Genomic DNA, 20,841 nt, shown 5'->3' with positions numbered 1-20,841 from the left:
CAAGCCTGCGCGCATCGCTGATCGACACGCGCGAGGTGAGACAGCGTTCACCTGCTTTGGTGCCCCGCCCGCTACAATGCCCGCTCTCAAGGAGCCTGCATGTCCCGTCTGCTGACCGACTGGCGCGACCGCCCGACCCACCGCAAGGTGTGGGCGCTGGCCGCGCCGATGATACTGTCCAACATTTCGGTGCCCCTGGTGGCGCTGGTCGACAGCGCCGTGATCGGCCACCTGCCGCATGCGCACCAGCTCGGCGCGGTGGCGGTCGGCGCGAGCCTGTACACCTTCCTGGCCTACCTGATGGGCTTTCTGCGCATGGGCTCCACCGGGTTTGCCGCGCAGGCGGCCGGGCGCGCCGATGGCGCCGCGCTGCGCCAGGTGCTGGTGCAGGGGCTGTTGCTGGCGTTGCTGTTCGCGCTGCTGCTGGGGATGCTGGCGATACCATTCAGCCACCTGGCGCTGGGCCTGATGCAACCAAGCGCGGCGCTGGAACAGAGCACCCTGGCGTTCTTCCAGACCCGCCTGCTGGGCTTGCCGGCAGCGCTGGCCAGCTTCGCCCTGGTGGGCTGGTTCCTGGGCACGCAGAACGCCCGGGCGCCGCTGGCGATACTGCTCACCACCAATGTGCTGAACATCGTGCTCAACCTGTGGTTCGTGCTGGGGCTGGACTGGGGCGTGCTCGGTTCGGCACGCGCCTCGGTGATCGCCGAGTGGTCCGCCGCGCTGCTGGGCCTGGCGCTGACCCGCCCGGCCCTGCGCGCCTACCCTGGGCAGGTGGCGTGGGCGCTGCTCAAGCGCTGGCAGAGCTGGCGCCCGCTGCTGAGCGTGAACCGCGACATCTTCATTCGCAGCCTCGCGCTGCAGGCGGTGTTCTTCCTGATCACGGTGCAGGGCGCGCGCATGGGCGAGGCGACGGTGGCGGCCAATGCGCTGCTGCTCAACGGCCTGCTGCTGACGGCGTATGCGCTGGACGGCCTGGCGCATGCGGTGGAGGCACTGTGCGGGCATGCCATCGGCGCGGGGGATCGGCCGGCGCTGCGCCGTTCGATGACCGTGGCGTGTGGCTGGTCACTGATCGTCAGCCTGGGCTTTGCCGGGGTGTTCCTGCTGGGTGGGCACGGGTTCATCCAGTTGCAGACGGATATCCCGAGCGTGCGCGAGACGGCGTTCGAGTATTTGCCATACCTGGCGCTGCTGCCGCTGGTGGCGGTGTGGAGCTACCTGCTCGATGGGCTGTTCATCGGGGCGACGCGGGCGCGTGAGATGCGCAACGGGATGCTGCTCAGCGTGGCAATCGCGCTGCCGTTCGCCTATGCCGCCAGCGGGCTGGGCAACCACGGGCTGTGGCTGGGCTTTCTGCTGTTCATGGGATTGCGGGCGGTGACGCTGGGGGTGATGGGGTGGCGGTTGCAGCGTAGGGACGGGTGGTTTGTGCAGTAGCGGATGGCCTCTTCGCTGGCAAGCCAGCTCCCACAGGGTTTGGCGGTACACACAAAACCCTGTGGGAGCTGGCTTGCCAGCGAAAGCGGTCAGGAGGACAGGTAGGACGAACGGGTCAGCCCAAGGCGCAAGGCATCCAGGAACTGGGTCCGCTCACGCGCCGTGATCTTCGCGCTGGCGCACTTGTCGCGGTAATGGGTCATCAGTTCTTCAGGCGACAGGTGCACGTAGCGCAGCATGTCCTCGATGGTGTCGTGGGTCTCGATACCGGCGTGGTACACGCTGCCATTGGGGTTCTGGTAGATGTTCACCGAGTCGGTATCACCGAACAGGTTGTGCATGTCACCCAGAATTTCCTGGTACGCGCCCACCAGGAAGATCCCCAGCAGGTAGTCCTCGCCCTCGTTGATGCCGTGCACCGGCAAGCTGGTCTCGATGCTCTGCTCGTCGACGTACTGGTTGATCTTGCCGTCGGAATCGCAGGTCAGGTCCTGCAGCACGGCACGGCGCATCGGCTCTTCTTCCAGGCGATGCAGCGGCAGGATCGGCAGCACCTGGCCGATGGCCCAGGTGTCGGGCAGGCTCTGGAACACCGAGAAGTTGCAGATGTACTTGTCGGCCAACTTGTCGTTGAGCTCGTCCAGCACCTGGCGGTGCGAACGCTGGCGCGCCTTGAGCGAGTTGTGCAGGCGCCGGCACACGGCAAAGTAGCACTGCTCGGCCAGGGCCTTCTGGGCCAGGGTGATCTTGCCGTCGGCATACTGCGCGGCCACGTCGCTCATGTAGTGGGTAGCGCGCCAGTAGGTCTCGGTGACCATCTCGATATCGGTCGGGCCCAGCAGGTCGGCCAGCCACTGCACGGTCTCGGGCAGGTTCTCCTTGTCTTCGATCACCGGCACTTCGTCGTTGTGCTTCTCGACGTCGGTGACCTGCACCACCAGCATGGCGTGGTGGGCGGTCAGGGCACGGCCGCTTTCGGAGAAGATGTGCGGGTGCGGCAGGCCCTGCGCGTCGCAGAACTCCTTGAGCATGCCCACCACCACGCCGGCGTAGTCGTCCATGTCGTAGTTGATCGAGCTGGCATTGCGCGAGTGGGTACCGTCGTAGTCCACGCCCAGGCCACCGCCCACGTCGATATGGTCGACCGGCAGGCCCAGCGCACGCAGTTCGCCGTAGTAACGGATGGCTTCCTTGAAACCGTGCTGGTAGTCGGCCAGGTTGGCGATCTGCGACCCCATGTGGAAGTGCAGCAGACGGATGCCCTGGTCCAGGCCCGCATCGGCGAAGCGCTTGACCACCGAGATCAGTTGCGCGGCCGACAGGCCGAACTTGGATTTCTCGCCACCGGTGTCGGCCCACTTGCTCGAGGCCAGCGACGACAGGCGCACACGCAGGCCGACCTGCGGCTTGACCTTGAGCTCGGCGGCCTCTTCGATCACCAGCGCCACTTCCGACTCTTTCTCGATCACGATGAACACGTTGTGGCCCAGCTTCTGGCCCATCAGTGCCAGGCGGATGAACTCACGGTCCTTGTAACCGTTGCAGACGATGGTGCCGCCCTTGGGCGCCAGCGCCAGCACCGCCAGCAGCTCGGGCTTGGAACCGGCTTCCAGGCCGATCGAGACGTTCTGCGTGGCGATGATGTTTTCCACCACCGCTTCCTGCTGGTTGACCTTGATCGGGTACAGCGCGGTGTACTGGCTCTGGTACTCCAGGCGCGCGATGTTGGCGTCGAAGGCACCGGTCAGCTGGCGTACGCGGTCTTGCAGAATGTCGGGGAAGCGCACCAGCAGCGGCAGCGACAGGCCGCTCTTGCGCAGCTCGTCGACCTGTTCGAACAGATCGATCGGGGCACTCTGGGGGCCGTTGGGGCGCACTTCGACGCGCCCGGCGTCATTGATCGCGAAGTAACCCGCGCCCCAATGGCGAATCCCGTAAACACTGCGGCTGTCGGCCACGGTCCATTGGCTGCCATCGTCTTTGCGTGTGCGTCGTACGGACATCGAAGTCCCCTATAAAGAAAGTCATGAACACCGACCAGAGCGTGATGGCCAGTGTAAAAAATGAAAATGACGATTTTCCCTGTTCAGGCATAGACCCTTGCCCAGGGAACGCGTTTAGAAAGTGCCGAAAAAAAAAACCGCCGTGGCCCTCAGCCGCCGGATTTTTTCGCCTTGAAGCCTTGCTTGATCAGCTCGGCCAGCAGCAACTCGACGTGGTCGCCCTGGATCTCGATGACGCCGTCTTTCAACGCGCCGCCTGTGCCACACCGGCGCTTGAGCGTGGTGGCCAGTTCCTTGAGCTGATCCAGGGGCAGCGGCACGCCACTGATGGTGGTCACCGTCTTGCCGCCACGGCCTTTGCTTTCGCGGCGCACACGGGCAATGCCATCGCCTTCGGGGATGAGCGTCTGCTTGCAGATGCAGGCGTCGACGGGTTTGCTGCAGTCCGGGCAATGCCGGCCTGCGTCGGTGGAAAACACCAGGCCACCGAGGGCGGCGAATGAGGCGGCTTTCTTGGCCACTTTTGATCCTCTGCGTTGAGGACAAAAACTGGTCGATGCCCCGGGGCGAGGTACCGACCGCGAAGCCCCACTCTGGCAGGGGCAGCGCACCTGCCGCGGGCAAGCCGTGGCAGGGTGAAAAGGCCGCGCAGTGTAACCACAAACGGGCCGATTGCTAAGTGCAAAACTGCGCCAATTTGCACAGCTTTCGCGACGTCAGGCCTGGCGCCCGACGAAACGGTTCAGCGCCGCCAGCGAGTCGGGGCAGTAAGGCCGCGTGCGACGTTCTTCCAGGGCCGTGGCCACGGGCACGAAACGCGCCTCGCTGACCTCTTCGGGCTGCAGGCGCAGGGGACCGTCCCAGACCGCCGAAAACACCGCACACCAGAGCCGGTTGCCCGGCTGGTCGAAGAAGAATCGCTCGTGGGCGGTGAGTACCACGCCGCTCACGCCCAGCTCTTCTTCAAGCTCGCGGGCGGCGGACTCGGCGTAGCTCTCCCCCGCCGCGACCATGCCACCGGCGGCCACGTCCCAGTAGCCGGGGTAGATCGCCTTGCTCAGGGTGCGCCGATGCACGCACAGCTCGCCGGCGCTGTTGAACAGCAGGATGTAGGTGCCGCGCCCGATCAGCCCGCGCTCACGCACTTCGGCGCGCGGCAGGTCGCCCAGCAGGTTGTCCTGCTCGTCGACCCAGGCAATGCGTTCGGCGTCGGAGGCGGCGCGGTGCGCAGCCTCCGCCTGGCTGATAGCCATCAGCCCTGGGACAGCAACTGACGCAGGTCGATGACCGCGGCGTTGGCCCGGGAAATATAGTTGGCCATCACCAGCGAGTGGTTGGCCCACATGCCGAAACCACTGCCGTTGAGCACCATCGGGCTCCACAGCGGCTCTTGCGAGGCTTCCAGCTCACGGATGATCTGGCGCACGCTGACGGTGGCGTTCTTCTTGGCCAGCACGTCGGCGAAATCGACCTCGATGGCGCGCAGCAGGTGCGACAGTGCCCAGGCCTGGCCACGGGCCTCGTAGAACACGTTGTCGATCTGCATCCAGGGCGTTTCCACCACTTCCTCGTCCAGCTGCGGTACCTGGCCCGGCGCGACCGACTCGGTCTTCAGGGTGCTGTTGAGCTTGACCCGGCCAACGCTCGCCGACAGGCGCTGGGACAACGAGCCCAGGCGCGTGGCCACGTCGCCCAGCCAGTTGTTGAGGTTGTCGGCGCGGGTGTAGAACAGCGCACCTTGCTGGTCTGGGGAGGCCAGGCGCTTCTGGTAGCGGTTGAGCGAGTTGATGCCTTCCTGGTACTCGGACTCGCTCGAAGGCAGCACCCAGCTCTTGTTGTCGAAGTTGAAGCGCGGCTCGGCCTTGGCCAGGTCCGCGTCTTCGGCCGACTGCGACTGGGAACGGGCGAAGTCCTTGCGCAGGGCGCGGCTCAGGTCGCGCACCTGCACCAGCACGCCGTATTCCCAACTGGGCATGTTGTCCATCCACAGGCCAGGCGGGAAGCGATCGTTGGAAATGTAGCCACCGGGCTTGTCGAGCAGTGTACTGACCACGGTCTTGAGGGTTTCGACGGTGGTGTAGCCGATCACCATCTGCTGGCCGTTGCGCTCGGCGGCGGCCTGGGCATTCTGCTGCACCGGGAACAGCGCCGGTTCCTGGCTCCAGTACCAGCCCAGTGCCACGGCCACCAGCAGGTACAGGCCGATCAGGGTGCCCAGCGCGCGACTGAACAACAGCCCGCCGACGTAGCTGCGGGTGCCCGCGCCACGGGCGTCGACCCGCTCGCGTGCCTCGGCTTTGCCTGTACGGTTTTTCCAGTCCAGCATGGCGTTGTCCTTTCTGTCAGGTCATGTCCAGGGTTCGACCGCAGGGCCCCGGCTTCGTGCCCACGCCTGCCGGCAATCAGCGCCGGCGCGTGCTGCCGGAGGCGGCAATCAAGCAAGCACTATAAATCAAGCACGCCGGTTCGCATAAGCGACTATCGGGTCAGGAACTGAATTTGGCGCCATCAAGCGTTAATTGATGCAACGCACTCGATTGCTGGAGAAGTGGTGCTAGCATAGAGCCATCACTCGATTTGCCTCACCCTTATAAGAAGTAGTCAGGACATGAGCGAGCCAGAAGACCCGAATCGTGAGCGCCTCAAGCAACACTTTGCCCAGCGGGTCATTCATCAGGCCCGACAGATCCTCGAAATCTGGCAGCGCCTGCAGCGCAGCGAGTGGACCACCTGCGATCTGGGTGAACTGAGCGAAGCCAACCTGCGCCTGCAACGCTATGCCGAACGCTTCGAGCAACCCGAGCACAGCTACCTGGCCGACGCCATCGGCCACACCCTGGCGGCGGTCGAAGCCAACAGCGCGCGCCTGAGCAGCAACCTGATCAATGAACTCAACCGGCTGATGCAGCGCCTGTCGCGCACCGGCCTGCGCCAGGGCGACCAGCTCGAACGCACCGCGCTGCCGCCGCTGCGCAAGCCTGTCTACGTGATGCTGCAGGACCACGAACGCGCCGAGCGCCTGGCCAAGCAGCTGGAATTCTTTGGCCTGGGCGTTGAGGCGCTGTACAGCGCCGAGGCGTTCCAGGCCTCGATGAGCGAACGCCTGCCCTCGGCGATCGTCATGGATGTCGACTTCTGCGGGCCGGGCCAGGGCCTGCACCTGGCTGCGCAGGCCCAGCAAGGGCTGGAGCTGCGGGTGCCGCTGCTGTTCTTCAGCCTGCATGAAACCGACACGCCGACACGTCTGGCGGCCGTTCGCGCCGGCGGCCAGGAGTTTCTCACCGGCACCCTGGAGGCCTCCAGCCTGCTGGAGAAAGTCGAGCTGCTGACCAGCGTGACCCAGTACGAGCCGTTCAAGGTGCTGGTGATCGACGATTCGCGGGCCCAGGCGCTGCACACCGAACGCCTGCTCAACACCGCCGGCATCGTCACACGCACCCTGACCGACCCGATCCAGACCATGGCCGAACTGGCGGACTTTCAGCCCGACCTGATCATCCTCGACATGTACATGCCCGCCTGCACCGGCACCGAGCTGGCCAAGGTGATCCGCCACAACGACCGCTACGTCAGCGTGCCGATCATCTACCTGTCGGCCGAGGACGACCTGGACAAGCAACTCGATGCGATGAGCGAGGGGGGCGACGACTTCCTGACCAAACCGATCCGCTCGCGCCACCTCATCACCACCGTACGCAACCGCGCCGCACGAGCGCGCAACCTCAAGGCGCGGATGGTGCGTGACAGCCTCACCGGGCTCTACAACCACACGCATATCCTGCAGTTGCTGGAGGATTGCAGCTTTCGCGCACGTCGCGAGGAGCGCCCGCTGAGCTTTGCCATGCTCGACATCGACCACTTCAAGAAGGTCAACGACAGCCATGGCCACCCCATGGGCGACCGGGTGATCAAGAGCCTGGCGCTGTTTCTCAAGCAGCGCCTGCGCAAGACCGACTTCATTGGCCGTTACGGCGGTGAAGAGTTCGCCATCGTGATGCCCAACACCGACCTGAACGCCGCGCACAAGGTGCTGGACGAGATTCGCCGGCGCTTTGCCGAGATTCACTACCCGGCGCAGCCGCGTGATCTGTCGTGCACCTTCAGTGCCGGGGTGGTGCAGTTGAGCGATGGGCTGGATGCGCTGAGCATGGCGACCGCGGCGGACGAGGCGCTTTACCTGGCCAAGGGCGCGGGGCGTAATTGTGTGCAGCGGGTCGAAGCCTGAACACTGCGTCGACTGACCCGGCCCCTTCGCTGGCAAGCCAGCTCCCACAGGATTCTGTGAACGCCGCCGAACCCTGTGGGAGCTGGCTTGCCAGCGAAGGGGCCATTAGATGGCCACTTTTCTCCTCAAATCGCCCTCGCTCGTCATAACCACGTCATAAAAACGCAATAACTTCAGGCACTTGCCATCCAGCCGTTGCCAGAGCCCGCTCATGCGCCTGAAGTTGCTGACCAATCTGAACACCCTTTTACTGGTAACCGTGTGCGTGGCGCTGGGGGCGACCCTGTGGTGGTCGCAGCGCGCCCTGCAGCAGCCCTACCTGTTGATGGAACGCTACCTGGGGCTGTCCCAGCAGTTCCAGAACCAGGTGGCGCGCAACATCCAGGACTACCTCAACAGCGGCGATGCGCTGCGCCACGCCACCGCCCTGCAAAGCACCCACGACCTGCAACAGGAACTGGCCCGCCTGCCGGATGCACTGGCCACACAAGTGCGCCCCAGCCTGGACACCCTGCAAACCTTCACCGGCAACGAACTGCTGGCTGCCGGCAAGCTGGCCGGCGACCCACAAGCCTTGCTGTTGCAGGCCGAACGTGAGCTGGGGGCCAACCTGGAACAACTGGCGCGCTATGCCCACGACAGCGGCCAGGCCGAGGCCGGCCGCTACCTGACGGCGCTGCTCGAGGCCAGCCTGCACCTGGGGCGCCTGTCGCTGGCACGCGACAAACTGGTCAGCAGCGGGCGCAGCGAGCTGGCCGACGAGGTCGACCGCGAACTGCAGCTGATCAAGGCCCAGGCCGCGGCCCTCGACACGCTGCCACTGCTGGGCGTGACCGCGGCGGTAGAGTCCAACGCCGACGACTTTGCCGCCATGATGGGCCTGCAAAACGAAAGCACGGCCAATGCCGAAGACGTCGGCATCGCCCTCAAGCGGGAACTGGGCAGCCTGCTGGGGCGCTACCCGGCAGAGCTGCAGCGCACCCGTGAACAGATCCAGCGCCGTGCGCAGCTGGCGGCCACCACCCAGGCGCACATGGCCGCCGTGCAGCAGGCCATCGCCGACCTGGAGCCGGGCGTACGCGCACAGCACGGGCAGATCCAGGGCGAGGTGCGGGTCATCCAGGGGCTGATGATCGGCCTGATTCTGCTCATCGCCCTGCTCATAGACACCTTGCAGCGGCGCCTGGCGCGGGTGCTGAGCAACCTGGCGCCGGCGCTTTCGCACTGGGCCGGCGGCGACTTCAGCCAGGCCATCACGCTGGGCCGCAGCAACCGCGAAATGCACGACATCCAGGACTCGCTCAACCGCCTGCGCGCCTACCTGGTAGACCTGGTGGGCACCCTGCGCAGCAATGCCCAGCAGGTCGCCGGCAGCAGCCACGCGCTGGCCGGCATGAGCAGTGCGTTGCACGACGGCGCCGAACGCCAGGCGGGCGACACCGCACAGATACGCGACGCGCTGGGCGAGCTGGAGGCCACCATCGTGCAGGTGGCGGGTGACGCCAGCCAGGCCGCCGACGCCAGCCGCCAGGCGGGGCTGGCAGTCGAACAGGGCCAGGCGGTGATCGGCCAGAGCCTGACCGGTTTGCGTACCCTGGTGGACGAGGTGCAGGGCAATGCGCAGATGATCGAAGGCCTGGCCCAGGAATCGGCGACCATCGGCGGCGTGCTGACGGTGATTCGCTCGATTGCCGAGCAGACCAACCTGCTGGCGCTGAATGCGGCGATCGAAGCCGCACGGGCCGGCGAGATGGGCCGGGGTTTTGCGGTGGTGGCCGAAGAGGTGCGCTCGCTGGCCCAGCGCACCACCGGGGCGACCGGCGAGATCCAGACCCTGATCGGTCGCTTGCAGGCCGCAGCGCACGAGTCGGTAGAGGGCATGCGGGCGCAGCTGGAGCATGCCGAGGCCACGGCGGCGCAGGCGCAATCGGCCGATGGCGCGCTGGACGAAATCGTCACGGCGATCCAGACCATCGCGCAGACCGCAGAGCGGATTGCCGATGTGACGGCGCAACAAAGTGGCGCGGTGAGCGAGATACGTGACCACAGCGAACGCATTCATGCACTGGGCGCAGACAACCTGGAGCGCATTGGCGAGGGGCGCGAGCAGGGAGAACAGTTGCTGCGCCTGGGCGGCGAGCTGAACACCGCCGTGCAGGCGTTCCGCGTCTGATCCAAGTGCCCCTTCGCTGGCAAGCCAGCTCCCACAGGGACAGCGCAAGCCTTGAAAGCAGCGCAACCCCTGTGGGAGCTGGCTTGCCAGCGAAGGGGCCAGTACGGGCCACGCCATACTCCGTTATCATGCCCGCACGTCCACCCCAGCGAGACCGCTCATGCGTCGCCTGCTTTGCCTCCTGCTCCTGGCCCTGGCCCTGCCCGCCGTCGGTGCCGGCCTGTTCGACAGCCGCCCCAGCGCCACCCTCGGCGCCCCCGGTCTGAACAACAGCGCCGACTTCCTGCCGGTGCGCGAAGCCTTCAAGCTCAACCTGATCCAGGGCGACGCCCAGGCGATCAAGCTGCGCTTCGTCACCACCGAAGGCTATTACCTCTACCGCCACCGCTTCCAGTTCCGCACCGAGCCCGCCGACATCGCCCTGGGCACACCGCAACTGCCCGCCGGCGAAGCCAAGCACGACGAGTACTTCGGCGACGTCGAGGTCTACCACGGCATTCTCGACATCGACCTGCCGCGCACCGCCGACCAGCGCCCGTTCACGCTGGTGGTGAGCTACCAGGGCTGCGCCGACAAGGGCCTGTGCTACCCGCCCGAAACCGAACGCCTGAGCATCGACGGCAGCGCCGCGGCGCCCACTGGCGCAGCCCCGGCCACGGCCTGGAGCTGGCAGCAGATGCTGCTGTTCTTCCTCGCCGGTGTCGGCCTGACCTTCACCCCCTGCGTGCTGCCGATGCTGCCGATCCTCTCCGGCGTGGTGCTGCGCGGCCAGGTCGGCGGCGGGCGTGGCCTGGCCCTGTCGCTGGCCTATGTGCTGCCGATGGCCGCCTGCTTCGCCCTGCTCGGCGCGCTGATGGGCCTGTTCGGCGCGCAGCTCAATCTGCAGGCGCGACTGCAATCGGCCTGGGTGCTGGTGCCCTTCGCGGCGTTCTTCGTGGTGTTCGCCCTGGCCATGTTCGGCCTGTTCGAAATGAAGCTGCCGCAGTTCATCAGCCGCCGCCTGGACCGCGTCGCCCACCAGACCAAGGGCGGCTCGCTGCTGGGCGCGGCGGTGCTGGGGGTGGTTTCCAGCCTGCTGGTGTCGCCCTGCGTCTCCGCGCCGCTGGCCGGGGCGCTGCTGTATATAAGTGCCAGTGGCGATGCGCTGGGCGGCGCGCTCAAGCTGTTCGCCCTGGGCCTGGGCATGGGCGCGCCACTGCTGCTGGTCGCCACCGGCGGCGCCGCCTGGCTGCCCAGGAGCGGGCCCTGGCTGGTCACGGTAAAGAACGCCATCGGCGTACTGCTGCTGGCCCTGGCCATCGGCCTGCTCAGCCGCGTGATGCCCGGCCAGTTGACCCTGCTGCTGATCGGCCTGCTCAGTGCCGGTGTGGCGCTGTTCCTCGGCGCGCTGGAGTTCGTCGCCAAGCCTCCCCGCCAACGCCTGGCGCAACTGCTCGGCCTGTTGCTGCTGACATACGCGCTGGCCTGCTGGTACGGCGCCTTCAGCGGCCAGACCGACCCGCGACGCCCCTTGCCCGGCGCCGCTGCAGCCAGCGTTGCCCAGCCGGCCAGCGCCTGGCAGACGGTGAACACGCCCGCCGCCCTCGACAGCGCCCTGGCCGAGGCCAAGGCCGCTGGCCAGCCCGTGCTGCTGGACTGGTACGCCGACTGGTGCATCAGTTGCAAGGTGATGGAGCATGAAGTGCTCGGCGACCCGGCGGTCCAGGCGCAATTGCAGGGCTATCGCCTGCTGCGCTTCGACATCACCGACAGCAGCGCCGAACAACGTGCCCTGCTCGACCGCTACCAGCTGTTCGGCCCGCCCGCGTTCCTGTTGTTTGCCGCGAACGGCAGTGAAAAAACCGACAGAAGGCTGATAGGCGAGGTAAAACCCGCGCAGTTCGCCGAACATCTGGCGCGCATCCGCGCCGAAGTGGGTCTATAACTGCTGAGGCGCCGAAAAAGCGCCGCCGATGACCGAGATTAATAAAATAGTCATATATTTTGCGTGAATCTCGGTCATCGTGCTGGCTATTGCAGGCAACTGGACAGTGCTCGGCAGTTTGCGGCATAGTCGCCGCGCTACGTTCATGCCCGACAATAAAAGGAACCGCAGATGGCAACGCTACTGGTGCTGCATGGCCCCAACCTGAACCTGCTGGGTACCCGGGAGCCGGGCGTCTATGGCGCCGTGACCCTGGCCCAGATCAATCAGGACCTGGAGCAGCGCGCACGCGCCGCCGGCCACCATCTGCAGTACCTGCAAAGCAATGCCGAGTACGAGTTGATCGACCGTATCCACGCCGCACGCAACGAGGGCGTGGACTTCATCCTGATCAATCCGGCGGCTTTCACGCACACAAGCGTCGCATTACGTGACGCATTGCTGGCGGTGAGCATCCCATTCATCGAAGTGCATCTGTCCAACGTGCACAAGCGCGAGCCTTTTCGTCACCACTCCTACTTTTCAGATGTCGCCGTAGGGGTGATCTGTGGCCTCGGCGCCAGCGGCTATCGACTGGCCCTGGAGTCCGCCCTGGAACAGCTGGCAGCTCACGCAAAACCCTGATAACTGAAGCCTGGCCGCAGGCCGGGCCATGTACGAACGTTTAAATTCACGTTTATACGCCCCTGACCGACCCTTGGGAGTTGATGATTAATGGATATCCGTAAAGTCAAGAAACTGATCGAACTGCTGGAAGAGTCTGGCATCGACGAGCTGGAGATCAAGGAAGGCGAAGAGTCCGTCCGTATCAGCCGCCACAGCAAGACCCCAGCGCAGCAGTACTACGCGCCAGCCCCGATGGCTGCCGCACCGGTCGCCGCCCCTGCCGCCGCCGCTGCACCGGCTGCCGCCGAAGCGCCAGCCGCGCCCAAGCTCAACGGCACCGTGGCACGCTCGCCAATGGTCGGTACCTTCTACCGCAAAGCCTCGCCGACCTCGCCATCCTTCGTTGAAGTCGGCCAGACCGTGAAGAAAGGCGACACCCTGTGCATCGTCGAAGCCATGAAAATGATGAACCACATCGAAGCTGAAACCAGCGGTGTGATCGAGTCCATTCTGGTAGAAGACGGCCAGCCGGTTGAGTTCGACCAGCCGCTGTTCACCATCGTTTGAACCGCGGAGAGCCAACGATGCCAGCCAAGTTGGAAAAAGTCCTGATCGCCAACCGTGGGGAAATTGCCCTGCGGATCCTGCGCGCCTGCAAAGAGATGGGCATCAAGACCGTCGCCGTGCACTCCACGGCCGACCGCGAGCTGATGCACCTGGGCCTGGCCGACGAATCGGTCTGTATCGGCCCGGCTTCGGCCACCCACTCCTACCTGCACATCCCGGCGATCATCGCGGCCGCTGAAGTGACCGGCGCTACCGCCATTCACCCAGGCTACGGTTTCCTCGCGGAAAACGCCGATTTCGCCGAGCAGGTCGAGAACTCCGGCTTCGCCTTCATCGGTCCCAAAGCCGACACCATCCGCCTGATGGGCGACAAGGTGTCGGCCAAGGACGCAATGATCAAGGCCGGCGTACCGACCGTTCCAGGTTCCGACGGCCCACTGCCCGAAGACGAGGAAGAAGCCCTGCGCATCGGCCGTGAAGTCGGCTACCCGGTGATCATCAAGGCCGCCGGTGGCGGTGGTGGTCGCGGCATGCGCGTGGTGCACAAGGAAGAAGACCTGATCGACTTCGCCAAGCTGACCCGCAGCGAAGCCGGTGCCGCCTTCGGCAACCCGATGGTGTACCTGGAAAAGTTCCTGACCAACCCGCGTCACGTGGAAGTCCAGGTACTGTCCGACGGCCAGGGCAACGCGGTGCACCTGGGTGATCGCGACTGCTCGCTGCAGCGTCGTCACCAGAAGGTTCTCGAAGAAGCGCCGGCCCCGGGCATCGACGAGAAAGCCCGCCAGGAAGTCTTCGCCCGCTGCGTCAAGGCGTGCATCGACATCGGCTACCGGGGTGCCGGCACCTTCGAGTTCCTGTACGAGAACGGCGCGTTCTACTTCATCGAAATGAACACCCGTGTTCAGGTGGAGCACCCGGTTTCGGAAATGGTCACCGGTATCGACATCGTCAAGGAGATGCTCAGCATCGCCGCTGGCAACAAGCTGTCGTTCACCCAGGATGACGTGGTGATTCGCGGTCACTCGCTGGAGTGCCGGATCAACGCCGAAGACCCGAAGAAGTTCATTCCAAGCCCGGGTACCGTCAAGCATTTCCACGCCCCAGGCGGCAACGGCGTTCGCGTCGACTCGCACCTGTACAGTGGCTATGCGGTACCGCCGAACTACGACTCGCTGATCGGCAAGCTGATCACGTACGGCAAGGACCGTGACGAAGCCATGGCGCGCATGCGCAATGCGCTGGACGAGATCGTCGTCGACGGCATCAAGACCAACATCCCGCTGCACCGCGACCTGGTGCGTGATGAAGGTTTCTGCAAGGGTGGCGTGAACATTCACTACCTGGAACATAAGCTCGCCAACGACGAGTGAGTGCAGGTGTGATGTGAAAAAGACCCCGGCCCTGTGCCGGGGTCTTTTTTTGTGTGCACATTGCTATGGCGGTGCGGCCTTCCCTGGCAAGCCAGCTCCCACAGGCAGTTCAGCGCCCTCCAGAGCGGTGATATACCTGTGGGAGCTGGCTTGCCAGCGAAAGCGCCACCGCCTATCTACTGCCCATGCGCGGCATCTCGATCCCGTGCAAATGCACCCGCCGATACAGCGTTGCCCGCGAAATCCCCAGCGCCTTGGCCGCCTCCCCCGGCTTCCAGCGATGGCGCATCAACGCCTCCAGCAGCACCTGGCGCTGCGGGCTCACACTGGCCTGCACTTCACCCTGTACCTGCGCCCCGCGCACATCTTGCGGCAAGTCCTGCAGTTGCAACGTGCCGCCCGCGCACACCGCGCAGGCATAGCGCAGCACCTGGCGCAACTGACGCAGGTTGCCCGGCCAGCGGTACACCAGCAGACACTCCAGCGCCGCTGCACTCAAGCCCACCTTCACCCTGCAAGCCGCCGCCTCCTCCACCAGCAAGCGGTTGATCAACGCCAGCCGGTCACTGCGCTCACGCAGCGGCGGCAGCTCGAAGCGTGCATTGGCTAGGCGAAAGTACAGGTCTTCGCGAAAGCGCCCGTCCGCCACCCGCGCCGCCAGGTCGCGGTGCGTCGCACAGATCACCTGGATATCCACGCGCTCGCGCCTGGCCGCACCCAACGGCGCCACCTCGCCCTCGGCCAGCACCCGCAGCAAGCGGGTCTGCAAGGCCAGCGGCATGTCGCCGATCTCGTCGAGGAACAGCGTGCCGCCATCGGCCTGCTGCAACAGCCCGCGCATGCCCTTGCTGGAAGCCCCGGTGAACGCCCCGGCGACATAGCCGAACAGCTCGCTCTCGATCAGGCTCTCCGGAATCGCCGCGCAATTGAGCGCCACAAACGGCTTGGCCGCCCGCGCGCTGCGCTCATGCAACTGGCGTGCGAACACCTCTTTGCCCGCCCCGGTCTCGCCCATCACCAGCACGGCCAGGTTGCAATCCTTGACCCGCACCGCCAGGCGCAGGCTCTCTTCAATGCGGCTGTCCACTGCACCCGGCGCCGCCACCCGTGCCGGGCGTTGCGGCGAGCTGACACGCACATGCAGTGCATCACCATCGCCGCTCCAACTGAGGCGTTGCGCCGACTCATCGGTGACCGCACGCAACTGGTCCAGGTTGAACAACTGGCCGATGTGCGCCGGCAGCTCGCCGTAACGCGACAACAACGCTGAACGCGCCAGACTGTTGAGCGCCTGCAAGCGCCCGTCGGCGTCCCACGCCAGCAGATAGTCCGGCTGGCTGTCCACGTACCCCGGCGCGCTGTGCGCCCGCAGCACCCAATGGGCCTGGGCGTTGTGCATGAAAAAGGCGTTCTCGATCTCGCGCGCGGTCTGCACCACCAACTGGCGGATCAGGTGCTGGCTGCGCCGATCGTCCGGCGATTGCAGCGCCGACACGTCGACCACCCCCAGCAACTCGCCCTGCGGGTCGAACACCGGCGCCGCCGAACAGGTCAGCCCGATGAACGCAGCGCGAAAGTGATCGCGCTTGTGCACCGTGACCGGCACCTTGCTGGTCAGCACCGCTGCCACCCCGCAAGTGCCCTCCTCGCCTTCCGACCAGCAGGTGCCCAGGTACAGGCCGGCCTTGCGGCAGTCGTTGCGCAGTGTGGCGTCGACGCGGTAGTCGATGGTGCGGCCCAGGGCATCGGTGAGCATTACGCAGTAGTCGGCGCCGCGTACCCCCTGGTGCAGGCGGGCCACCGCCTCGCTGGCGATACGCATGAACAGCTCGGCGCGTTCGCGGCACTCGTTGAGCAGGGTTTGCGAAAGGATGCGCGGCCCTTGCTGCGAGGAAGGGTCGAGGCGGTGCTGCTCCATCGAGCGGCGCCAGGAATCGAGGATCAACGGCGGCACCGGCGCCTGGGGCTGGCGATCGGCGTTTTTCAGCACACGACTGACACAGTCGACGTGGGCTCTGGAGTTCGCGGCAAGCATGGGGCCTCCGGTTCTCGTGTTCTTGTCGTTATGCGGCCCATTAAGCGCCGATTGCCAGGCCCCGACAAGCACCACCTGGGCATTCGCCGCGCTGAGACGCAGCGTCTCGGCGTCTCGCGTGGGAGCTGGCTGCGCTGCAACGCAGCGTCTTGTCGCGGCCCCGCAAACCCTGCTCGAAAGGCCTGTGCAATGGCTCTGCGTCGGGCATTCAAGTCTACCTGGCACCACCCTTGCTCAAGCCCTGGCACACAAGAACCAGAGGTGCGCCATGAGCCATCCCGCCCCCACCGTGGGCATCATCGTCAACCCGGCCTCGGGCCGCGACCTGCGCAGGCTCACCGCCAGCGCCGGCCTGTACTCCAGCACCGACAAGGCCTCGGCCGTGCAACGCCTGCTGGCCGCCTTCGCCGCCACCGGCATCCGCCAGGTGCTGCTGCCGCCGGACATGACCGGCATCGCCGCCGCCGTGCTCAAGGCCAGCCACGGCCCGCACGCCGCCAGCCAGCGCTGGCCGCACCTGAGCATCCTCTACATGCCGCTGCGCCAGACCGTGGAGGACACCCGCCTGGCGGCGCGCCAGATGGCCGCCGAGGGTGTCGCGCTGATCGCCGTGCTCGGCGGCGACGGCACCCACAAGGCGGTGGCCGCCGAGGTCGGTGATATCCCGCTGCTGACCCTGTCCACCGGTACCAACAATGCCTTCCCCGAACTGCGCGAAGCCACCAGCGCCGGGCTGGCCGGCGGCCTGTTCGCCGTCGGGCGCATCCCGCCCCAGGTCGGCCTGCGCCGCAACAAACGTCTGCTGGTGCGCGACCCGGCCCGCGAACTGTGCGAATGGGCGCTGGTGGAAGTGGCGGTATCGCCGCAACGCTTCATCGGCGCCCGCGCCCTGAGCCGCGCCGAAGACCTCGCCGAAGTGTTCGCCAGCTTTGCCGAACCGCATGCCATCGGCCTCTCGGCCCTGTGCGGGCTGTGGTGCCCGGTGTCGCGCCAGGCGCCCGAAGGCGCCTGGGTACGCCTCAACAGCCAGGCCGAACAGGCACTGCTGGCGCCGCTGGCACCCGGCCTGCTGCAAGGCTGCGGCATCACCGCCGCCGGCCCGCTGACGCCCGGCGTCGCGTATTCCCTGAGCCTGGCCAGCGGCACCCTGGCGCTGGATGGCGAACGTGAAATCGAGTTCTGCGAACACGACCGTCCCACCGTCACCCTCGACGCCCACGGCCCGCTGAGCATAGACGTGGAGGCGGTGCTGGCCTACGCCGCACGCCATCGCCTGCTGGCCGTGGGCCGCGAACATCCGCAACACCCTGCGAACCATCCGTGCTGAGACAACCCCGGAGAACAACAAGATGTCCACTCACCTGAGCACCCAGCAACTCCTGCATGCCTATCAGGTCATGCGTACCATCCGCGCCTTCGAAGAACGCCTGCACGTGGAGTTCGCCACCGGCGAGATCCCCGGCTTCGTGCACCTGTATGCCGGCGAAGAGGCGTCGGCCGCCGGGGTCATGGCGCACCTGCGCGACAGCGACTGCATTGCCTCCAACCACCGCGGCCACGGCCACTGCATCGCCAAGGGCGTGGACGTGCACGGCATGATGGCCGAGATCTACGGCAAGAAAACCGGCGTGTGCGGCGGCAAGGGCGGCTCGATGCACATCGCCGACCTGGAGAAAGGCATGCTCGGCGCCAACGGCATCGTCGGTGCCGGCGCGCCGCTGGTGGCCGGGGCCGCGCTGGCCGCCAAGCTCAAGGGCACCGACGACGTGGCGGTGGTGTTCTTCGGTGACGGCGGCTCCAACGAGGGCGCGGTGTTCGAAGCCATGAACCTGGCCGCGATCATGAACCTGCCGTGCATCTTCGTCGCCGAGAACAACGGTTACGCCGAGGCCACCGCGTCCAACTGGTCGGTGGCGTGCGACCACATTGCCGACCGCGCCGCCGGCTTCGGCATGCCCGGGGTGACCATCGACGGCTACGACTTCTTTGCCGTGCACGAGGCCGCCGGCGCTGCCATCGAACGCGCCCGCAGCGGCCAGGGGCCGTCGCTGGTGGAGGTCAAGCTGACCCGCTATTACGGCCACTTCGAGGGCGACGCGCAAACCTACCGCGCGCCGGACGAGGTGAAGAACCTGCGCGAAACCCGCGACTGCCTGATGCAGTTCCGCCAACGCACCACCCGCGGCGGGCTGCTCAGCAAGGCGCAACTGGACCAGGTGGACGCTCAGGTCGCCGACCTGATCGAAGACTCGGTGCGCCGCGCCAAGTCCGACCCCAAACCCCAGCCCGCCGACCTGCTCAGCGACGTGTACGTCTCGTACCCCTGAGCCCGCTGCCCTTACAACAAGAACAATCGGAGAATCATCATGGCGAGAAAAATCAGCTACCAGCAGGCCATCAACGAAGCCCTGGCCCAGGAAATGCGCCGCGACCCCACGGTGTTCATCATTGGCGAAGACGTCGCCGGCGGTGCCGGTGCGCCGGGCGAAAGCGACGCCTGGGGCGGCGTGCTCGGCGTCACCAAGGGCCTCTACGGCCAGTTCCCCGGCCGTGTACTGGACGCCCCGCTGTCGGAAATCGGCTATGTCGGCGCAGCTGTCGGCGCCGCCACCCAGGGCCTGCGCCCGGTGTGCGAACTGATGTTCGTCGACTTTGCCGGCTGCTGCCTGGACCAGATCCTCAACCAGGCCGCCAAGTTTCGCTACATGTTCGGCGGCAAGGCGGTCACCCCGCTGGTGATGCGCACCATGGTCGGCGCCGGCCTGCGCGCCGCCGCCCAGCACTCGCAGATGCTCACCTCGCTGTGGACCCACATCCCCGGCCTGAAAGTGGTGTGCCCGTCGTCGCCGTATGACGCCAAAGGCCTGTTGATCCAGGCCATCCGCGACAACGACCCGGTGATCTTCTGCGAGCACAAGCTGCTCTACAGCATGCAGGGCGAGGTACCGGAAGAGGTGTACAGCGTGCCGTTCGGCGAGGCGAACTTCCTGCGCGACGGCGATGACATCACCCTGGTGACCTACGGGCGCATGGTCCACCTGGCGATGGAAGCAGCCGCCAACCTGGCGCGCCAGGGTATCGACTGCGAGGTGATCGACCTGCGCACCACCAGCCCGATGGACGAAGACAGCATTCTCGAAAGCGTGGAAAAAACCGGCCGCCTGGTGGTGATCGACGAAGCCAACCCGCGCTGCTCGATGGCCACCGACATCAGTGCACTGGTGGCGCAAAAAGCCTTTGCCGCGCTCAAGGGCCCGATCGAAATGGTCACCGCGCCGCACACCCCGGTGCCGTTCTCCGATGCGCTGGAAGACCTTTACATTCCCACCGCCGCGAAGATCGAGGCTGCCGTGCACACGGTGATGAAAGGGAGGGACGCGGCATGAGCCAGAGCCAGATTCATACCCTGACCATGCCCAAGTGGGGCCTGTCGATGACCGAAGGGCGCATCGACACCTGGCTCAAGCAGGAAGGCGAGCACATCAGCAAGGGCGACGAAGTGCTCGACGTGGAGACCGACAAGATTTCCAGCAGCGTCGAGGCGCCGTTCAGCGGCGTGCTGCGCCGCCAGATCGCCCAGCCCGATGAAACCCTGGCCGTCGGCGCGCTGCTGGCGGTGGTGGTCGAGGGCGAGGCCAGCGACGACGAGATCGACGCCGTGGTGCAGCGCTTCCAGGCCGAATTCGTGCCCGGCGACGGTGCCGAGCAAGACAGCGGCCCGGCACCGCACAAGCTCGAACTGGACGGGCGCCGCGTGCGCTACTTCGACCTTGGCGAGGGCGGCACGCCACTGGTGCTGGTGCACGGCTTCTGCGGCGACCTGAACAACTGGATGTTCAATCACCCGGCGCTGGCGGCCGAGCGCCGGGTGATTGCCCTAGACCTGCCGGGGCATGGCGAGTCGGACAAGCAACTGCAAGGCGGTGACGTGGATGAACTGAGCCACAGCGTACTGGCCCTGCTCGACCACCTGGACCTGGGCCGCGTGCACCTGGCCGGACACTCCATGGGCGGCGCCGTGGTGCTGAACCTGGCGCGTCTGGCGCCGACCCGGGTGCAGTCGCTGTGCCTGATCGCCAGCGCCGGGCTGGGGCGCGAGATCAATGGCGGTTACCTGCAAGGCATCGTCGCCGCCGCCAACCGCAACGCCCTCAAGCCGCAGATGAGCCAACTGTTCTCCGACCCCGGCCTGGTGACCCGGCAGATGCTCGAAGACATGCTCAAGTTCAAGCGCCTCGAAGGCGTCGAGAGTGCCCTGCACCAACAGGCCGCCGCCCTCGCCAACGGCGACGTGCAGCGCCACGACCTGCGCCCGGTGGTGGCGCAGCAACCGACGCTGGTGCTGTGGGGCAGTGACGACGCGATCATCCCGGCCACCCATGTCGACGGCCTGCCAGCCGAGGTCGAGATTTTTCCGGGCCAGGGCCACATGGTGCAGCTGGAGGCTGCCGAACAGGTCAACGCACGCCTGCTGGCATTCCTGCGCGCGCACTGA

Annotated in this window: 16 protein-coding genes; 11 read left to right on the top strand and 5 right to left on the bottom strand. The window is 66.1% G+C overall.

Going from position 1 to position 20,841, the window contains the following annotated elements; all coding sequences use genetic code 11:
* The first annotated feature begins 99 nt into the window (after positions 1-99).
* Entirely contained in the window at positions 100-1,440 is a 1,341-nt protein-coding gene (locus tag KUO17_RS05830; protein WP_217974226.1) for an MATE family efflux transporter, read from the top strand.
* Between the two features lie 89 nt (positions 1,441-1,529).
* Here KUO17_RS05830 and speA read toward each other — a convergent pair whose 3' ends face one another.
* The 4 genes from speA to KUO17_RS05810 all read right to left on the bottom strand — a co-directional run bounded on the left by speA (position 1,530) and on the right by KUO17_RS05810 (position 5,769).
* Positions 1,530-3,443, bottom strand: a complete 1,914-nt coding sequence (speA, locus tag KUO17_RS05825; RefSeq protein WP_217974225.1) for an arginine decarboxylase — start codon at positions 3,441-3,443, stop codon at positions 1,530-1,532.
* Between the two features lie 149 nt (positions 3,444-3,592).
* Positions 3,593-3,964 (bottom strand): translation initiation factor Sui1, encoded by a 372-nt coding sequence (locus tag KUO17_RS05820; protein ID WP_043860455.1) that lies wholly within the window; start codon positions 3,962-3,964, stop codon positions 3,593-3,595.
* A 195-nt stretch (positions 3,965-4,159) separates the two neighbouring features.
* Complete coding sequence (locus tag KUO17_RS05815; protein WP_217974224.1) at positions 4,160-4,696, bottom strand: NUDIX hydrolase; 537 nt, start codon at positions 4,694-4,696, stop codon at positions 4,160-4,162.
* Positions 4,696-5,769, bottom strand: a complete 1,074-nt coding sequence (locus KUO17_RS05810) for a DUF2333 family protein (RefSeq protein ID WP_217974223.1) — start codon at positions 5,767-5,769, stop codon at positions 4,696-4,698. Before KUO17_RS05810 ends, KUO17_RS05815 begins: the two co-directional genes overlap by 1 nt.
* A 282-nt stretch (positions 5,770-6,051) precedes the next feature.
* Between KUO17_RS05810 and KUO17_RS05805 the strand changes: the two genes are divergently transcribed.
* The 6 genes from KUO17_RS05805 to accC all read left to right on the top strand — a co-directional run bounded on the left by KUO17_RS05805 (position 6,052) and on the right by accC (position 14,311).
* Positions 6,052-7,668 carry a response regulator gene (locus KUO17_RS05805; protein WP_217974222.1) on the top strand — a complete coding sequence of 539 codons (1,617 nt, stop codon included), beginning with the start codon at positions 6,052-6,054 and terminating at the stop codon, positions 7,666-7,668.
* Positions 7,669-7,879: 211 nt separating this feature from the next.
* Complete coding sequence (locus tag KUO17_RS05800) at positions 7,880-9,841, top strand: methyl-accepting chemotaxis protein (RefSeq protein WP_217974221.1); 1,962 nt, start codon at positions 7,880-7,882, stop codon at positions 9,839-9,841.
* Between the two features lie 160 nt (positions 9,842-10,001).
* Complete coding sequence (locus KUO17_RS05795; protein WP_217974219.1) at positions 10,002-11,765, top strand: protein-disulfide reductase DsbD; 1,764 nt, start codon at positions 10,002-10,004, stop codon at positions 11,763-11,765.
* Positions 11,766-11,936: 171 nt separating this feature from the next.
* Positions 11,937-12,389: a type II 3-dehydroquinate dehydratase gene (gene aroQ / locus KUO17_RS05790; RefSeq protein WP_116552323.1), complete on the top strand. Its 453-nt coding sequence runs from the start codon at positions 11,937-11,939 to the stop codon at positions 12,387-12,389.
* A 90-nt stretch (positions 12,390-12,479) separates the two neighbouring features.
* The gene (gene accB / locus KUO17_RS05785; RefSeq protein ID WP_217974217.1) at positions 12,480-12,938 is read left to right on the top strand and encodes an acetyl-CoA carboxylase biotin carboxyl carrier protein; all 459 of its coding nucleotides are present in this window, start codon (positions 12,480-12,482) and stop codon (positions 12,936-12,938) included.
* Positions 12,939-12,955: 17 nt separating this feature from the next.
* Positions 12,956-14,311 (top strand): acetyl-CoA carboxylase biotin carboxylase subunit, encoded by a 1,356-nt coding sequence (gene accC, locus KUO17_RS05780; protein WP_163973046.1) that lies wholly within the window; start codon positions 12,956-12,958, stop codon positions 14,309-14,311.
* Between the two features lie 172 nt (positions 14,312-14,483).
* On the opposite strand, the gene KUO17_RS05775 is transcribed toward accC, so the two are convergent.
* Positions 14,484-16,346 (bottom strand): sigma-54-dependent Fis family transcriptional regulator, encoded by a 1,863-nt coding sequence (locus tag KUO17_RS05775; protein ID WP_217974216.1) that lies wholly within the window; start codon positions 16,344-16,346, stop codon positions 14,484-14,486.
* A gap of 268 nt (positions 16,347-16,614) precedes the next feature.
* On the opposite strand from KUO17_RS05775, the gene KUO17_RS05770 reads away from it, so the two are divergent.
* From KUO17_RS05770 to KUO17_RS05755, 4 genes are read left to right on the top strand one after another with little or no spacing between them, the layout of a single operon-like run.
* Positions 16,615-17,673 carry an ATP-NAD kinase family protein gene (locus KUO17_RS05770; protein ID WP_217974215.1) on the top strand — a complete coding sequence of 353 codons (1,059 nt, stop codon included), beginning with the start codon at positions 16,615-16,617 and terminating at the stop codon, positions 17,671-17,673.
* 22 nt (positions 17,674-17,695) lie between these two features.
* Positions 17,696-18,673 (top strand): thiamine pyrophosphate-dependent dehydrogenase E1 component subunit alpha, encoded by a 978-nt coding sequence (locus KUO17_RS05765; protein WP_217974214.1) that lies wholly within the window; start codon positions 17,696-17,698, stop codon positions 18,671-18,673.
* A gap of 39 nt (positions 18,674-18,712) precedes the next feature.
* Entirely contained in the window at positions 18,713-19,732 is a 1,020-nt protein-coding gene (locus KUO17_RS05760) for an alpha-ketoacid dehydrogenase subunit beta (RefSeq protein ID WP_217974213.1), read from the top strand.
* On the top strand, positions 19,729-20,841 hold the full coding sequence (locus tag KUO17_RS05755) for an acetoin dehydrogenase dihydrolipoyllysine-residue acetyltransferase subunit (protein ID WP_217974212.1): 1,113 nt from the start codon (positions 19,729-19,731) through the stop codon (positions 20,839-20,841). Before KUO17_RS05760 ends, KUO17_RS05755 begins: the two co-directional genes overlap by 4 nt.

This window comes from Pseudomonas aegrilactucae, assembly GCF_019168305.1.
Taxonomy (GTDB): domain Bacteria; phylum Pseudomonadota; class Gammaproteobacteria; order Pseudomonadales; family Pseudomonadaceae; genus Aquipseudomonas; species Aquipseudomonas aegrilactucae.
This window is presented reverse-complemented; position numbering and strand designations above follow the sequence as displayed.

Coding starts and splice junctions, on each gene's coding strand:
- aroQ (WP_116552323.1), top strand. CDS start 11,937: ATGGCAACGCTACTGGTGCTGCATGGCCCCAACCTGAACCTGCTGGGT.
- KUO17_RS05815 (WP_217974224.1), bottom strand. CDS start 4,696: ATGGCTATCAGCCAGGCGGAGGCTGCGCACCGCGCCGCCTCCGACGCC.
- speA (WP_217974225.1), bottom strand. CDS start 3,443: ATGTCCGTACGACGCACACGCAAAGACGATGGCAGCCAATGGACCGTG.
- KUO17_RS05755 (WP_217974212.1), top strand. CDS start 19,729: ATGAGCCAGAGCCAGATTCATACCCTGACCATGCCCAAGTGGGGCCTG.
- KUO17_RS05795 (WP_217974219.1), top strand. CDS start 10,002: ATGCGTCGCCTGCTTTGCCTCCTGCTCCTGGCCCTGGCCCTGCCCGCC.
- KUO17_RS05805 (WP_217974222.1), top strand. CDS start 6,052: ATGAGCGAGCCAGAAGACCCGAATCGTGAGCGCCTCAAGCAACACTTT.
- KUO17_RS05765 (WP_217974214.1), top strand. CDS start 17,696: ATGTCCACTCACCTGAGCACCCAGCAACTCCTGCATGCCTATCAGGTC.
- KUO17_RS05760 (WP_217974213.1), top strand. CDS start 18,713: ATGGCGAGAAAAATCAGCTACCAGCAGGCCATCAACGAAGCCCTGGCC.
- KUO17_RS05830 (WP_217974226.1), top strand. CDS start 100: ATGTCCCGTCTGCTGACCGACTGGCGCGACCGCCCGACCCACCGCAAG.
- accB (WP_217974217.1), top strand. CDS start 12,480: ATGGATATCCGTAAAGTCAAGAAACTGATCGAACTGCTGGAAGAGTCT.
- accC (WP_163973046.1), top strand. CDS start 12,956: ATGCCAGCCAAGTTGGAAAAAGTCCTGATCGCCAACCGTGGGGAAATT.
- KUO17_RS05775 (WP_217974216.1), bottom strand. CDS start 16,346: ATGCTTGCCGCGAACTCCAGAGCCCACGTCGACTGTGTCAGTCGTGTG.
- KUO17_RS05800 (WP_217974221.1), top strand. CDS start 7,880: ATGCGCCTGAAGTTGCTGACCAATCTGAACACCCTTTTACTGGTAACC.
- KUO17_RS05770 (WP_217974215.1), top strand. CDS start 16,615: ATGAGCCATCCCGCCCCCACCGTGGGCATCATCGTCAACCCGGCCTCG.
- KUO17_RS05810 (WP_217974223.1), bottom strand. CDS start 5,769: ATGCTGGACTGGAAAAACCGTACAGGCAAAGCCGAGGCACGCGAGCGG.